11 protein-coding genes are annotated in these 15,443 nt (G+C 64.6%); 1 reads left to right on the forward strand and 10 read right to left on the reverse strand.

The annotated features are described in order from the left end of the window. Window positions 1-125: 125 nt before the first annotated feature. From K420_RS19735 to K420_RS0110370, 4 genes are all read right to left on the reverse strand, one after another. A complete protein-coding gene (locus K420_RS19735; RefSeq protein WP_051453072.1) occupies window positions 126-4,802 on the reverse strand; it encodes a PAS domain-containing protein in 4,677 nt (1,558 codons plus the stop codon). A gap of 37 nt (window positions 4,803-4,839) precedes the next feature. Next, window positions 4,840-5,925: an HD-GYP domain-containing protein gene (locus K420_RS0110360; RefSeq protein WP_027457997.1), complete on the reverse strand. Its 1,086-nt coding sequence runs from the start codon at window positions 5,923-5,925 to the stop codon at window positions 4,840-4,842. 104 nt (window positions 5,926-6,029) lie between these two features. Further along, window positions 6,030-6,896, reverse strand: a complete 867-nt coding sequence (rsgA, locus tag K420_RS0110365; protein ID WP_035854723.1) for a ribosome small subunit-dependent GTPase A — start codon at window positions 6,894-6,896, stop codon at window positions 6,030-6,032. Further along, the gene (locus tag K420_RS0110370) at window positions 6,896-8,185 is read right to left on the reverse strand and encodes a M48 family metallopeptidase (RefSeq protein ID WP_408605867.1); all 1,290 of its coding nucleotides are present in this window, start codon (window positions 8,183-8,185) and stop codon (window positions 6,896-6,898) included. The genes rsgA and K420_RS0110370 overlap by 1 nt, the downstream gene beginning before the upstream one ends. A 16-nt stretch (window positions 8,186-8,201) precedes the next feature. Here K420_RS0110370 and orn point away from each other — a divergent pair, with 16 nt between their 5' ends. Beyond that, entirely contained in the window at window positions 8,202-8,756 is a 555-nt protein-coding gene (gene orn / locus K420_RS0110375) for an oligoribonuclease (protein ID WP_027457999.1), read from the forward strand. A gap of 94 nt (window positions 8,757-8,850) precedes the next feature. Here orn and K420_RS0110380 read toward each other — a convergent pair whose 3' ends face one another. The 6 genes from K420_RS0110380 to K420_RS0110405 form a co-directional block, all read right to left on the reverse strand. After that, the gene (locus tag K420_RS0110380) at window positions 8,851-10,473 is read right to left on the reverse strand and encodes an ArnT family glycosyltransferase (RefSeq protein ID WP_027458000.1); all 1,623 of its coding nucleotides are present in this window, start codon (window positions 10,471-10,473) and stop codon (window positions 8,851-8,853) included. A gap of 63 nt (window positions 10,474-10,536) precedes the next feature. Beyond that, on the reverse strand, window positions 10,537-10,761 hold the full coding sequence (gene rpmE, locus K420_RS0110385) for a 50S ribosomal protein L31 (RefSeq protein WP_027458001.1): 225 nt from the start codon (window positions 10,759-10,761) through the stop codon (window positions 10,537-10,539). A gap of 103 nt (window positions 10,762-10,864) precedes the next feature. Beyond that, window positions 10,865-12,124 carry a transcription termination factor Rho gene (gene rho / locus K420_RS0110390; protein WP_027458002.1) on the reverse strand — a complete coding sequence of 420 codons (1,260 nt, stop codon included), beginning with the start codon at window positions 12,122-12,124 and terminating at the stop codon, window positions 10,865-10,867. 161 nt (window positions 12,125-12,285) lie between these two features. Beyond that, window positions 12,286-12,612: a thioredoxin TrxA gene (gene trxA / locus K420_RS0110395; RefSeq protein WP_027458003.1), complete on the reverse strand. Its 327-nt coding sequence runs from the start codon at window positions 12,610-12,612 to the stop codon at window positions 12,286-12,288. A gap of 159 nt (window positions 12,613-12,771) precedes the next feature. Beyond that, window positions 12,772-13,371, reverse strand: coding sequence for a response regulator transcription factor (locus tag K420_RS0110400; protein ID WP_027458004.1), 600 nt, complete (start codon window positions 13,369-13,371; stop codon window positions 12,772-12,774). Then, a complete protein-coding gene (locus tag K420_RS0110405; RefSeq protein ID WP_051453073.1) occupies window positions 13,368-15,356 on the reverse strand; it encodes a PAS domain-containing sensor histidine kinase in 1,989 nt (662 codons plus the stop codon). The genes K420_RS0110400 and K420_RS0110405 overlap by 4 nt, the downstream gene beginning before the upstream one ends. Window positions 15,357-15,443: the final 87 nt, after the last annotated feature.

Below are 15,443 nucleotides of genomic sequence, written 5' to 3' on the forward strand. Positions count from 1 at the left end.
CGCGAATTTCGTGAATGCCGGAACTGCGTGCCTCCGGGGGCTCGCCGATCACCCCTCACTGTGCAGCCAGACCCGCGGCACGTTGGCGACCGCGGTGACGATTTGCTACAAGCCGCCTTGGCGGCTCAGCCAGCCTGATCAAGCAAGACCAGGGCGTCTTCGAAAGCGAAGGATGAGACGAGGTTGTCGAATTCGCTGAAGCGCGGGCCGAGCAGTTGCTTCAGCGTCTCGGCATGGACGCGCACGCGTTCCTGGACGCTCATGTCGCCGTGCTCGAGTTCGTGCCGGATTTCCTGTAGCAGGGCCCGGGCCGCCGTCACATCAATGGCGATGGCCGGTGGCTGGGCGTTTTCCTGGATGGCGGCGAGCTGGCTGTGCAGGGCGTGGTAGGCCTCTTCGGCGCGGTCGATCAGGGGCTGCAGCGCGGCGGTCGGCTCGCCGTCGAGAATGGCCAGTTCAAGGGTGATTGCGGCCTGGTTGATGAAGGTCGCGCCGAGGGTGGCCGAGACGCCTTTCAGCGAATGGGCGATACGACGCGCTTCGTCGCGGTTGTTGTCGGCCAGTGTGCGGCGAATGAGGTCGAAGTCGCCATTGTGCGTTTCAGCGAACTTGGCGAGCAGGCGGAGGTAGGTATCCACCTTGCCGCGCACCGCATGCATGCCGGCGCTGCTGTCCAGCCCGGTGATGTTGTCGAGGACGCTGATGCGCGCCTGCTCGCCTTCCGACGCCTGGGGCTCCCGGCGCAGGGGCAGCCAGCGGGCCAGCGTGGCGTACAGGATGTCGGGTGATACCGGCTTGGAAATATGGTCGTTCATGCCGGCCGCCATGCAGGCCTGGCGGTCCTCATCGAAGGCGTTGGCTGTCATGGCCAGGATCGGCACCCGGTTCCAGCCGGGCAGGGTGCGCAGTTGCCGGGTAGCCTCGATGCCGTCCATGACCGGCATCTGCATGTCCATCAGGACCAGGTCGTAGCGTTGCTGGCGGGCCAGCTCGAGCGCTTCGCCGCCATGACGGGCGAGATCGACCTTGAGGCCGGCACCCTGCAGCAGGTCGCAGGCGACTTCGGCATTGATCGGGTTGTCCTCGGCGAGCAGCACCCGGGCACCCTGGCGGTGGTGGGCCGGTGGCAGGCGGACGGCATGGGCTTGGGGCGTGGCGCTGGCCACCTTGAGCCGGGCGGTGAACCAGAACGTGCTGCCCTGGCCTGGCGTGCTGTCGACGCCGATTTCCCCCTGCATGGCCTTGGCCAGCCTCTGGCTGATCGCCAGGCCGAGCCCGGTGCCGCCGTAGCGCCGGGTGGTCGAGCTGTCGCCCTGCTCGAAGGGGATGAACAGGCGGGGAATGTTGGCCGCCGGAATGCCGACCCCGGTATCGCTCACCGTGCAGCGAATGGTGATGCTGTTCTCATCGTGGGCCAGCAGTTGGGTATGCAGGTCGATCTGGCCGCGCTCGGTGAACTTGACGGCGTTGGACAGGAAGTTGAGCAGAATCTGCTGAATGCGCATCGGGTCGCCGCGCAAGGTGTCCGGGATGGCCGGGTCGAAATGCCAGCGTACCGGCAGGCGCTTGGCCTCGGCGCGGGTGGCGACCAGTTCGCAGGCCGCCTGGCAGGTCTTGACGAGCGAGAAGTCGGTATCTTCGAGTTGCAGCTTGTCGGCCTCGATTTTCGAAATGTCGAGGATGTCGTTGATGATCGACAGCAGGTGATGTGCCGCATCGCCGACTTTCTGCAGGCGCTTCTGTTGTTCGGGGTCGCCGGCGTGGCGCTGGGCGAGGTGGGTGAGGCCGATGATGGCATTCATCGGCGTCCGGATTTCGTGGCTCATGTTGGCCAGGAAGGTGCTCTTCGCCCGGCTGGCCGATTCCGCCTCTTCCTTGGCGCGCATCAATTGCACGGTACGTTCGTCGACCAGTTGCTCGAGATGGTGGCGATAGTGTTCCAGTTCCTTCTGGATGCGCTTCTTCTCGGTGATGTCTTCCTTGATGCCGAGGTAGTGGGTGACCCGCCCGTCCGGCTGGCGGACCGGGGAGATGATCGCCAGTTCCTCGTAGATCGTGCCGTCCTTGCGCTGGTTGATGAACTCACCTTGCCAGATCTCGCCGCGCGCCAGGGTTTGCCAGAGGTTGTCGTAATTGCCGCTCAGGGTCCGGCCGGATTTCAGGATACGCGGGTTCTTGCCGACCGCCTCGGCCAGCGTGTAGCCCGTGTTGCGCATGAAAGCCGCATTGACGTACTCGATCTCCGGCACGGTATTGGTGATGACGATGCTGTGCGGGCTTTGCTCGATGGCCAGCGACAGCTTGCGCAACTGTTCTTCGGCCGTCCGGCGCTCGGTGATGTCCTGAACGGTACCGACTGCTGATATGGCCCGGCCATCCTGGTCGAAGCGGATATGCGCCCGCTCGCGCACCCAGCGCGTCGCTTCGCCGACCACGATGCGATGCTCGCTGTCGTAGGGCTTGCCGCCGAGGGCGGCCTGCCAGTCAGCCAGCACCCGCTCACGGTCCTCCGGATGGATGCAGGCGATGAAGTCGGCGATACGCAATGCTTCGCCGTGCGGCCGGCCGAAGATGCGATAGACCTCGTCGCTCCACTCCAGTTTGTCGTGGCCGATGTCCAGCGTCCAGCTGCCGAGGTGCGCGATGGCCTGTGCCTCACTGAGCGCTGCGGCGCTCTGACTCAGTTTTTCCTCGAACAGCTTGCGTTCGGTGATGTCCTGGCTGGTGCCGAACAGGCGGCTGACCCGGCCGTCCGGGCCGATCTCCAGCTGGCCGGCGGTGCGCACCCAGCGCACTTCGCCGTCGTCGCGCCGGATGATGCGGTAGTCGCTGTCGAAAGGCTGGCGACCGCGGAAAACGTGGTCGCGCGAATAGGCAGCGGTGCGCTCGCGGTCTTCGGGATGCACCACGGCCAGCCAGCTCTGCGTATCCATGAGTTCGCCAGGCGGTACGCCGAGGATTTCGTTGTGCGTCGGCGAGCCGGTCAGGGTATCGGTGACCGCATCGAAGGTGAAATGCCCGATGCGCGCCAGGCGCTGGGCCTCGAGCAGCATCGCCTCGTTGCGAGCCAGAATCTGGCGGGAGCGCAGCATGCTCATGCCGACGGCGATCTCGCCGGCCAGGTTGCCGAGAAGGGCGATTTCCTCGTCGTCGAAAGCGTCCTCGGCGGTCGAGTAGAGATTCATCACGCCGATCACGCCGCCGTCGGCATGCAGCGGCAACGCCATGGTCGACCGGAAGCCACACCGCCTGGCGGCGGCCAGCCAGGGAGCGAAGCTGGCATCGCACTCGATGTCGCGCACGATGCTCGGTACGCCGGAACGCACGGCCCGGCCGCTCGGCCCGCGGCCATGCGGTTCGTCAGCCCAGGTGACGGTGAGGCCGCGCAGGTAGTCATCGGCCATCCCGGAGTAGGCGACCGGCGGGATGCGTTTTTCGGCATCGTGCTGCACGTTGCCGACCCAGGCCATGCGGTAGCCGCCGATTTCGACGATCACCGTGCATACCTCGGTCAGCATGGAGGGCTCGTCGGTATGCCGGACGAGCGCCTGCGCGATACCGTTCATCAGGCGCAGGGCCCGGTTCTGGCGGTTGATCTGGCGGCGGTCTTCCTGACGGGCGGTGATGTCGTTCATGACGCCGGCCCGGATGCGCGGACTGCCGTCGGCCTTGCGCTCGGTGACACAGCGGTGGTCTTCGATCCAGATCCAGTGCCCGTCCGCGTGGCGGATACGGTATTCGAGGCGCTGCGCGGGGGTTTCCGCCTTCTGTTCGCGTTCGAGGGCGGCACCCAGCAGGGCTCGGTCGTCTGGATGCACGCGGTCGACCCAGTCCTGCAGCGAGCGCGGGGCCGCCTCGGCCGGGCAGCCCAGGATGCGCAGAACCCCCTCGCTCAGCGTGTGGCGGTCGGTGTCGTAGGAATATTCCCAGCTGCCGGCGCCCCCGATGTCGAGTGCCAGCTTGAGGTGGGTTTCCAGGCGCAGGCGGTCGCGTTCGAGCTGGACGCTTTGCAGGGCGTTTTCCAGACGCTCAATGGCCAGTTGCTCGAACAGCCGGCGCTGGCTGATCACCCCGGCGACCCGTCCGTCGGTATCGACGACGACCATGTGGCGCAGGCGGAAGCGATTCATCACCTCGAGTGCGCCGGTCACCGAGGTATCGAGCGGCACGCTGCGCAGCGTGGCGGTCATCGCCTGGCCGAGCGGTATGTCGTGCGGCTCGGCGAAACGGTCGAGCAGGCGCGGCACGTCGCGCTCGGTCAGGATGCCGAGCGGGCGGTCGCCTTCGCTGACAATCAGGTAATCGGCGCCATCTTCCAGCATGCGCGCGATGGCCTCGTCGAGCCGGGCATCCGGCGCCAGGTGCGGGATCTTGCGATCCATGATGCCTTCCAGGGTGCGCAAGTGGCGGAAGGCGGCGCTGCCGAGGTGCAGCCGGAAATCGGTATCGCTGACGATGCCGGTCAGCCGGCCTGCGCCATCGGTGATGACGAGGTGGCGGATTCCCTTTTCCTCGACCAGCTGCCGGGCACTGAGCAGGTCGAGGTCGGCGGGCGCGGTGATCAGCGGTGCCGACATGATTGCCTCGACGGGCGTGTCGCCCCGCCGGCGGTCATGCAGCGCGCGGACGATGTTCGTTTCGGTCAGGATGCCGAGTGGCTTGCCATCGGCGACGACGAGCAGGCTGGAGATGTGCTCGCCGGCCATCAGCCGTGCCGCGTCGCGCAGCGTGGCGCCCGGTGGCAGGCTGCGCACCTCGCGGGTCATGATCTTGCCGAGGGGGGCGGTGGTCGACATGGGCATCAGGCTTCGGGGGGAGCAGGTTCGGGGAGACGATACCCTACTCGGCGTAGGTGCGGGCGATGGTTTTGAAGGTTTCGATATCGTGGACGAAGGCATCGACGACGTCCGGATCGAAATGCTGGCCGCGGCTGTCGACGATGATGCGGTAGGCGTCGTCGAAGGAGAAGGCGGGCTTGTAGATGCGCTTGCAGGTCAGCGCGTCGAAAACGTCGGCCAGCGCCATCAGGCGGGCGGCAATCGGGATGTCGTCGCCAGCCAGGCCATCCGGGTAACCGCTGCCATCCCATTTTTCGTGGTGCGAACGGGCGATCAGCTTGGCGATGGCGAGGAAGCCGACCGGCTTCTCGGCATCGGCTTCGGCCTGGGCGATGGCGTTGCAGCCGAGCTCAGCGTGGGTTTTCATGATCTCCCACTCGTCCGGCGTGAGTTTGCCCGGCTTGAGCAGGACATGGTCGGGAATGCCAACCTTGCCGATATCGTGCAACGGAGCGGACTGGACAAGGGCGTCGATGGTCTTCTGGTCGAGGTAGTGGCTGAAGCGCGGGTGATCGGCCAGGCGCCTGGCCAGGGTGAGCACGTATTCCTGGGTGCGGCGCAGGTGCTTGCCGGTTTCCGGATCGCGCGTTTCGGCCAGGCGGGCCAGGGCGTGGATGCTGACCTGCTGGATCAGCTGGTTCTCGTGCATGCGGCGGGCGACCTCGGCCTCGAGGAAGGCGTTCTGGTCGCTCAGCAGGTCGCGCGCCGCCTTCAGTTCGAGCTGGGTGCGAACCCGGGCCAGCACGATGCTGGGGCGGATCGGCTTGGTGATGTAATCGACGGCGCCCATGTCGAGGCCGCGTTCCTCGTCGGCCGTCCCATCCATGGCGGTGACGAAGATGACCGGAATCCGGCGTGTGTGCTCCGCAGCCTTGAGTTCGGCCAGCACCTGGTAACCGTCCATCTCCGGCATCATCACATCGAGCAGGATGAGGTCCGGGGTCGGCGTACCCCTGGCAATCTGCAGGGCGCGGCGCCCGGAATTGGCGGCCCGCACGCGGAAATAGGGTTGCAGCGATTCGCCCAGAACGCTGAGGTTCTCGGGCGTGTCATCGACGATTAGCAGGGTCGGTTGGCGGTCATCCATGGATATCGGTCAATCGCCCGTCAGTGGCGAAATTGCGAGAATTATCACTGCCTGGCAGGAATATTGCCAACTTCGCATTTTGACGATGCCAGCAGGATGCCCGGTCAGCTGCCGTTGTGCAGGCCGACGATGCGTTGGTAGATTGCGAAACGCCCGGCGTCGATCCGGCCTTCGGCCAGCGCGGCAGTCAGTGCGCAGCCCGGTTCGCGATGATGCCGGCAGTCGCGGAAGCGGCACTGACCGAGGTAGGGGCGGAATTCGCGGAAGGCCAGTTCGATTTCCTGGCGATCGAGATGGCCGAGGCCGAATTCCTGCAGGCCGGGCGAATCGATCAGGTCGCTCGTGGTGTCGAGATGGTAGAGCGTGGCGTGCGTCGTCGTGTGCTTGCCGGAGTCGAGCGCCTGCGAGATTTCACGGGTCGCCGCCTGGGCTTCGGGGATCAGCGCATTGACCAGCGTCGATTTGCCCATGCCCGACTGGCCGACCAGCACGCTGGTCTTGCCGACCAGCCAGGGGCGAAGATCTTCGGCATGATCGCGGGCCGAGAGTTCGATGACGCGATAGCCAAGCCCGGCGAGGACGGCCAGCCGCTGGCGGGCAGCGGGCAGCTTGTCGGCCAGGTCGCACTTGTTGAGCACGATCAGCGGCTCGATTTCCTCGCTCTCGGCGGCGAGCAGGGCGCGCGTCACCAGTTCGTCGGAAAAGCCCGGTTCGGTGGCGACGACGATCAGGATCTGATCGACGTTGGCAGCGATCAGCTTCTGGCGGATTTCGTTGGAGCGGTAGAGCAGGCTGGTGCGCGGCTGGATCGCCTCGACGACCCCCTGGTCGTCCGAGGTGCGCTGGATATCGACCCGGTCGCCGCAGGCGATCTCGCTTTTCTTGCCGCGCGGGAAGCAGGAGAGCCGGCTGCCATCGGCCAGTTCGACGACATATTGCCGGCCGTGGGCGGCGATGACGCGGCCGTCCATCAGCTCCGGCTTCCCTGCTGTTGCAGGTGGGCGATGCGCTGCGCTGCCGGCGGGTGCGAATCGTAGAACAGCGAATGCAGCGGGTCGGGTGTCAGCGTCGCGGCGTTGTCGCGGTAGAGCTTGACCAGCGCGCGGATGAGGTCGTCGGCGGCGGCATGCTCGGCGGCATAGGCATCGGCCTCGAATTCGTGGCGCCGCGACAGGGTGCTCATCAGCGGCGTCAGTGGGAAAGTGAAGACTGGCATGACCAGGAAGAAGAGGATCAGGGCCAGCGCCGTATTCTGCGCATCGACGCCGAGCCCGGCGTAGAACCAGGGTGCGTCGATCAACTGGCCGAGCAGCCAGAGGAAGGTCAGCGAGCCGGCGAACATCATGACCAGGCGCTTGGCGACATGCCGGCGGCGGAAGTGGCCGAGCTCGTGGGCGAGTACGGCTTCCACCTCGGGCGGGTCGAGGCGGGTGAGCAGGGTGTCGAAGAAGACGATGCGCTTGTTGTCGCCGAAGCCGGTGAAATAGGCGTTGCCGTGGCTGGAACGCTTCGAGCCGTCCATCACGAACAGGCCGGAGGAGCGAAAGCCGCAACGGGCCAGCAGGGCTTCGACGCGGGCCTTCATGTCGCCTTCCTCAAGCGGTACGAACTTGTTGAAGAGCGGTGCGATCCAGGTCGGATAAACGAACATCAGCAGCAGGTTGAAGGCCGACCAGAACAGCCAGACATAGAGCCACCAGAGATCGCCCATGGCGCCCATCAGCCAGAGCACGGCGAGGATGACCGGAGCGCCGATCAGGGCGCCGAGCAGCGACTGCTTGAGCAGATCGGCGAAGAACAGGCCGAGTGTCATCCGGTTGAAGCCGTGCCGCGCCTCGATGACGAACTGGCGGTAGAGCGACAGCGGCAGGTCGACCAGGCCGGAGATCAGCATCAGGCTGAAGATCATGGCCAGGCCGTAGAACAGCCCATCGAGACGCGGCGCCCAGAAAGCGTGCAAGGCGGCAAGACCGCCGCCGAGCGTCAGGGCAAGCAACAGGCCGGCGTCGATGGCGATGCCGAGCACGGCGGCCTTGTTGCGGTCGATGGTGTAATCGGCTGCCCGGCGATGGCTGTCCAGCGTGATGCGCTCGGCGAACTCAACCGGCACCTGCTCGCGATGGCTGGCGATGAAACGGATGTGGCGGCGCTTGAGCCAGAGGCGGATGCCCAGCGTCAAGGCGAAGCAGGCGAGGAATATCTGGGTGAAGTCCTGGGTCACGAAGGTCGGGGGAAGCTGTGCGAAAATCGGGGTTTTCAAGGAATCGGGCAATTATATGGCAGGCAATGCAAACAACCTCGTCTGGCTGGACATGGAAATGACCGGCCTCAACCCGGATGGCGACCGCATCATCGAGATGGCGATGGTGGTCACCAATTCCGAACTGGAAATGGTCGCCGAATCGCCGGCCTGGGTGGTGCACCAGTCCGACGCGATATTGGCTGCCATGGACGATTGGAACCAGAAAACGCACGGCCGTTCCGGCCTGATCGACAAGGTCAAGGCGTCGACCCTGGACGAGGCTGCCGTCGAGGCCGCCGCACTGGAATTCCTGAAGAAGTATTCGCTGGCCGGCCATTCACCGATGTGCGGCAATTCCATCGGCCAGGACCGCCGCTTCATGGCGCGTTACATGCCGACGCTGGAAGCGTTTTTCCATTACCGCAACCTCGACGTCAGCACCCTGAAGGAATTGTGCAAGCGCTGGCAGCCGGAGATCTACAAGGGCTTCAAGAAAAAGAGCAAGCACACCGCGCTGGCCGACATCCATGAGTCGATCGAGGAACTGAAGTACTACCGCGCTCATTTCCTGCGCGGTGGGGATGCCTGATTCGGGAACTGACGGGCTTCGCCTCCTGGTTCTTCGCACTGTGCAGCAAGGCTGTGGCTGGTGTGATGGAGGGAGGTAGAAGCCCCGTGCCGGATCAGCGCCGGTAAAGCCGGAATTTCTCCCGGCGGTCGCCCGGCCGACTGCCCTCCCAGACCTTGCTCCATTCGCCGCTCGGCGCAGCCAGTTCGCGTCGCGTATCACCGACCACCAGCAGCCAGTCGCAGGCCCGGCCGGCCGCTGAGTTCTCGGCGACCGGCTCGATGCCGACGAAATAGGCCAGCGAAGCCAGTTGCGTGTCGCTCAGGCTGCGTTCGGCTAGGCAGCCGTGGTTGGCGGGCAGGGCCCGGGCGACAGCCTGGGCGACGGGGCGATAGGTCTTGCCATAATCGAACCAGGGCAATACCAGGCTGGTCGCCAGCAGCCACAGCGTGGTGAAGCCGAGCGTCCAGTGCGTCAGGCTGCGATAGGGTGAGCGCGGCGCCGTAACGATCAGCCACAGCCACCACATGCTGGCTGCCAGCGCAATAACGATGGCCAGCACATGGATCTGGCCGACGAAACCGGGGCGCAGCACCAGGGCGCGTTCGGCCAGTTTGGCCGGCCAGCCGAGCATACCGGCCGACCAGCCGATCCAGACCACGACGGCGAACAGGCTGAAGGTGGTCATGGCGAACCAGTCGAAGGCGCTGGCGGCGCCGCGGCGCAGGGTCAGCGAACCGGGGGTGGCGAGCAGCGCAAAGGCCGGTAACAACAGCAGCGAGGGGATTTCGCGCGGGCGATAGGCCCAGGCCAGCATCAGCAGGGTGATGACGAGGAAAGTGAGGGGCAGCAGCAGGTTGGCGGCAGCCAGATTGTGGCGGCGTGTCCACAGCGTCCAGGCAGCGAGCGGCATGGCCGGGAAGGCAAACCACGGGGCCATGCTCATGAAACGGCCCAGGCCGCTGATCGAGAAGGGGGTTTTCAGGGGCGCCAGTTCGGTGGCCAGCCAGCCGTGGAAGCGTGCTGGCTCCAGGCTGAGCAGCAGTAGGGGCCAGGGCAGGATCAGCACGGTCGCGATGGCCAGGCCGATAAGCAGGGTGTGCAGGGCCTTCGGGCGATCGGGCGAGAGCCACCAGGCAACTGGCGCGATGGCGAGCAGGGGCAGGGTGGGGGCGATGCCGGTGCCAAGCAGGCAGCCGGCTACCGCCAGGCCGTAGAAGATGCCGGTCAGACGAGGTTTGCGACCAATTGCGGCGAGAGCGCCGAGGGCGCCCCCGTAGGCGGCCAGCGCGATCAGCATCGGCTGGGCGTCGTGGGCATGGAAGAGCAGCCCGGCGCAGCCGGCGAGCAGCAGCGGGCTGGCGGCGGCCGATTCCTCGCCGTACAACTCGCGGGCGGCGTAATAGAGGCCCATCAGGGCCAGCGTGACCCAGATGCCGCTGGCCAGGCGGATCGCTTCGTGCAGGGGGAGCAGCCAGCCGAAGACCTTGCCGGTCAGCGCGGCGCTCCAGTAATAGAGTGGCGGCTCGTGGAAGGCCCGGCCGACCAGGTCGGGCGACAGCCAGTCGGCATGGTGCAGCATGTGCCAGACCACGCCGATGTGCACGGCATCCTCGCCCTTCCACGGGTCGCGGCCGAACAGGCCGGCCAGCACGTAGAAGGCCAGCATGCCGGCGAGCATCCAGCCCGACGGCGGCAGGCGGATGCCCCGGCGGAGCAGAGGGAGGAATTCAGACATGGCAGCCGGCAAAGAAAAAGGCAGCCCTCAGGCTGCCTTTGTCGATGGCGAAATGCAAGCCGATCAGGCAGCAGCCTTGCCGCGCATGGCGCCGAACTTCTGGTTGAACTTCTCGACGCGACCGGCAGTGTCGACGATCTTCTGCTTGCCGGTGTAGAACGGGTGGCAGGCAGCGCACACTTCGATGTGGAAGGTGTCCTTGGCCATGGTCGACTTGGTCGTGAAGGTGTTGCCGCAGGAGCAGGTCACAGCGACGTCGTGGTAATTCGGGTGGGTATCGGCTTTCATCTTGTGTCCTTAAATCAAGCGACCGGCGGATGTGGCCGATCTGAGAAGCCCGCGATTATCCTAAAAAAATCGCGGGCTTGCAATGTTTTTGTTGGCGACGGGCTTAGCCGCGACGCATGGCGTCGAAGAACTCGGCGTTGCCCTTGGTGGACTTGACCTTGTCGAGCAGGAACTCCATCGCTTCGAGGTCGTCCATCGGGTAGCACAGCTTGCGCAGCACCCACATCTTCTGCAGCACATCCGGCTTGAGCAGCAGCTCTTCGCGGCGAGTGCCGGAGCGATTGACGTTGATCGCCGGGTACATCCGCTTCTCGGCCATGCGGCGGTCAAGGTGGATTTCCGAGTTGCCGGTACCCTTGAATTCCTCGTAGATCACCTCGTCCATGCGCGAGCCGGTGTCGATCAGCGCGGTGGCGAGGATGGTCAGCGAACCGCCTTCCTCGATGTTGCGCGCGGCACCGAAGAAGCGCTTGGGCTTCTGCAGGGCGTTGGCGTCGACACCACCGGTCAGCACCTTGCCGGAAGCCGGCTGCACGGTGTTGTAGGCGCGTGCCAGGCGGGTGATGGAGTCGAGCAGGATGACCACGTCGCGCTTGTGTTCGACCAGGCGTTTGGCCTTCTCGATGACCATCTCGGCGACAGCGACATGGCGGGTGGCCGGTTCATCGAAGGTCGAGGCGACGACCTCGCCCTTGACGGTGCGGGTCATTTCGGTGACTTCTTCCGGGCGCTCGTCGATGAGCAGCACGATCAGCACGACATCCGGATGGTTCGCCGTGATGGCGTGGGCGATGTTCTGCAGCATCACGGTCTTGCCGGACTTCGGCGGGGCGACGAGCAGGCCGCGCTGGCCGGCGCCGATCGGCGCGATCATGTCGACGACGCGGCTGGTGATGTTCTCTTCCGACTTGATGTCGCGCTCGAGCTTGAGATGACGCGTCGGGTGAAGCGGCGTCAGGTTCTCGAACATGATCTTGTTCTTGTTGGCTTCCGGTGGGAAGCCGTTGATGCTGTCCAGCTTGGTCAGTGCGACGTAGCGCTCGCCGTCCTTCGGGGTGCGGATTTCACCCTCGATCGTGTCGCCGGTGCGCAGGTTGAAGCGGCGGATCTGCGAGGGCGAGACGTAGATGTCGTCCGGGTTGGCCAAGTAGGACGTGTCGGCCGAGCGGAGGAAGCCGTAGCCGTCGGGCAGCACTTCCAGCGTACCGTCGCCATGGATGGTTTCGCCATTCTTGGCCTTGGCCTTGAGGACGGCGTAGATCAGCTCCTGCTTGCGCATGCGGTTGGCGTTCTCGATGGCGAGTTCGGTCGCCATGTCGAGCAGTTTGCTGACGTGTAATGTCTTGAGTTCGGAAAGTTGCATGAGGGAATGTGTGGCGCCGGCTGAGAAACGGGCGAGAGGCCCGAACGGGGCGCAATGACGAAGAGCCAGGGGAGGGAAGGGACGCCGGACGGTAGCAGTGAGCCTCGTCGCGTCTGCCTGAAGATGCAGAGCGCACCTTCAGGCCAGGAGACTACGGGAGATTACAGGTTGCTGTCAATGAAGGCAGCGAGTTGCGACTTGGAGAGGGCGCCGACCTTGGTCGCTTCGATGTTGCCGTTCTTGAAGATCATCAGGGTCGGGATACCGCGAATGCCATACTTGGCCGGCGTGGCCTGGTTGTCATCGATATTGACCTTGGCGACCTTCAGCTTGCCGGCATACTCAGCGGCGACTTCGTCGAGGATCGGGGCGATCATCTTGCACGGGCCGCACCATTCTGCCCAGTAGTCGACGAGAACCGGCTGCTGCGCCTGCAGCACTTCGGCTTCAAAGGTGTCGTCAGTGACGTAATGGATGTGCTCGCTCATGGTTTCCTCGTGGGATGGGGTATGGAACAGGCTGCGCCGGAACGGCGACCGAAAAGTTGGCGTGATGCTAGCGAAAAAAAAAGCCTTAGGGAAGCATTCGCCGCTCCGTGATCTTCGGGCAAGCGGCTGGAACGGAGTGTTTCGCAACAGGCCGGTGGCTTATCCGGGCTTGAGCAGGTTGGCCAGTTCGACCGCCGTCTTGACCTGCATCTTGTCGAACAGGTTGGCGCGATGCACCTCGACGGTGCGCATGCTGATGTTCAGTTCGTCGGCGATGACCTTGTTGAACTTGCCGGCGAGCACCAGGTCCATGATCTGCCGCTCGCGCGTCGTCAGGCTGGCCAGCCGGGCCTTGACCGAATCGACGGTGGCGCTGGCTTCGCGCTGCCGGGTATCGAGGGCGATGGCTTCCTCGACCCGGCTGGCCAGCTCGTTGTCGTTGAACGGCTTTTCGAAGAAGTCGAAGGCGCCTTTCTTCAAGGTGGCGACGGCGAGCGGTACATCGCCGTGGCCGGTCAGGAATATCACCGGCAGGGTCGACTGGCGCTCGCCGAGCTGGTCGAAACAGTCCAGGCCGCTCATGCCGGTCATCCGCATGTCGAGCACGATGCAGCCCCGCATGTCCTTGTGCCAGGCGTCCAGGAAGCTTTCAGCGGAGGCGAAGTTGCTGCTCGGGATGCCGCGCGATTTGAGCAGCCAGGAGAGGGCGTCGCGGATCGCTTCGTCGTCGTCGACCAGATAGGCTTGGGGCGTGCTCATGCGCTTTCCAGGGGCAGGGTGAAGCGGAATATCGTACCGCTTCCGGTTGGCGAGTGGGGATTGTCCTCGGTCCACAGGCGGCCGCGGTGGAATTCGATGATCGAACGGCAGATCGACAGGCCGATACCCATGCCCTCCGGTTTCGTGGTGAAGAAGGCGATGAACAGCTTGTCTCGCGCTTCGGGCGGGATGCCGCAGCCATTGTCGCTGACGCTGATGCACAGTTCGCTGGCGCTCGAAGCAATACCGATGCGCAGCACGCGATGGGCGGGGGGCGTACCGGCCATCGCTTCCATGCCGTTGCGCATCAGGTTGAGCAGGACCTGTTCGAGCAGCAGGCGGTCAGCGAGAACCGGCAACTCGGGCGGCGTGTCGCATTCGATGCGGACATGGTGCTTGCGCGCCTCCGCCTCGATGAAACCGATGCAGTCCTCAATCACATCGCCAAGCTGGCAGGGGGCGCGTTTCGGTTCGCTCTTGCGCACGAAATCATGCACCCGGCGAATGATTTTGCCGGCCCGCTGGGCTTGGGTGCTGATCTTCTCCAGTGCGCTACGCAGATCTTCCGGCTGTGCCTGGCCGTTAGCCAGCAGATTCAGGCAGCCGGTGTTGTAGCTGGCGATGGCGGCCAGCGGCTGATTCAGTTCGTGGGCGAGGGTGGACGCCATTTCGCCCATGGTCACGAGGCGCGAGGTGAATTGCAGTTGCTCCTGCTGCTGGCGGGCCAGTTCTTCTGCCCGTTTGCGTTCGGTGATGTCGAGCACCGAAGCCATCCAGCCGGTGTGCTTGCCGTTGCCGTCGATCAGCTTGGCTTCATAGACCAGGGCGTTGAAGCGTTCGCCATTCTTGCGCATGAAGGTCATCTCGAAGCCATCGGGCGGTGCTTCGCCGGCCAGCACCGTCTGGTGCATGGCATAACTCTCTTCCAACTGCTCCGGCGCCCAGTAGGGCATGGGCGGCGTGGCGCCGACCAGTTCGTCGACACTGAAGCCGGTCATCTTGCAGAAGGCGGGATTGACATAGACGACCTTGCCCTGCAGGTCGCGGGCGCGCATGCCGACGGTCAGCGAATCCTCCATCGCGGCGCGGAAGGCATGCTCGGAACGCAGGGCTTCCTCGGCCCGGCTGCGCTTCTTCATCAGGTCGCGAACCAGCCACAGGCTCCAGAAAACCCCGGCAGCCAGCAGAACGATGGCGGCGACCAACGAGCGCTGCACGGAATTGTCCGGGGTCCGATAGCTGGTGACGCGCAGTTGCAGGCCGGCACCCGGCGGGTCGAACGGGATCACGTAGCGCTGGTCGCCATTGCCTTCGATCCGTGTCTTTGCGGCATACAGTTGCTCGTTGTCGTCGATGATCTCGACCTTGTATTTCTCGGTGAACCACCAGGGCACCTGATTGGCCAACAGCGTGTCGAGCGGATAGAGCAGCGCCAGCATGCCGGATATCTGCTGGCCTTCGCCATGGATCGGTACCAATAGTTCGACATGAGCCCGGTTGCCCTCCAGGAAGAAGGGGTCGCTGTAGTGTGGTTTGCCGATGTGGAGGGCGAGGTCGAAAGCCTTGCCGATCGACGAGGGGCCAAAAGTTTCGATTTCCTGCTCGGGCGGGGCGGTGGAGGGCAGGGCGTCGATCACCTTGCGGTCAGGGCTGAGCCACAGGATTTGTGCGATTTCCGGCGAATTGCGCAGCATGTGTTCGGCGCGCAGGCGAAAGACCTTGCGGCTGTCGGACAGCGTGTTCATGTCCATCGACAACTGCTGCAGTTGTTCCTCGTTGCTGTTGAGGTGGAACTGGAGGTTCTGTTCCAGCCACAACACGTCCTTGATCAGCGCGGCACGCTCCTCCTCGATTTCGTTGCGATGGAGCAGCCAGAGCAGGGCGAGCAGCGCGGTCAGCAGAAGGATGATGCCGAACTTGGGCAGGGCGAGCAGCCAGCGTATATGGCGTGGGTTGCCCGGCGGGGAGGCGAACGGGGTGATCATGGCGAAAATGGTACCTCACGTTTTTCCCGGCGGGCCGATTGTGGTTATCCACAATTCGGATAGCCACAATGGCCGCCCCCGGCCGAA

The sequence above is a fragment of the Dechloromonas agitata is5 genome (genome assembly GCF_000519045.1).
Taxonomy (GTDB): domain Bacteria; phylum Pseudomonadota; class Gammaproteobacteria; order Burkholderiales; family Rhodocyclaceae; genus Azonexus; species Azonexus agitatus.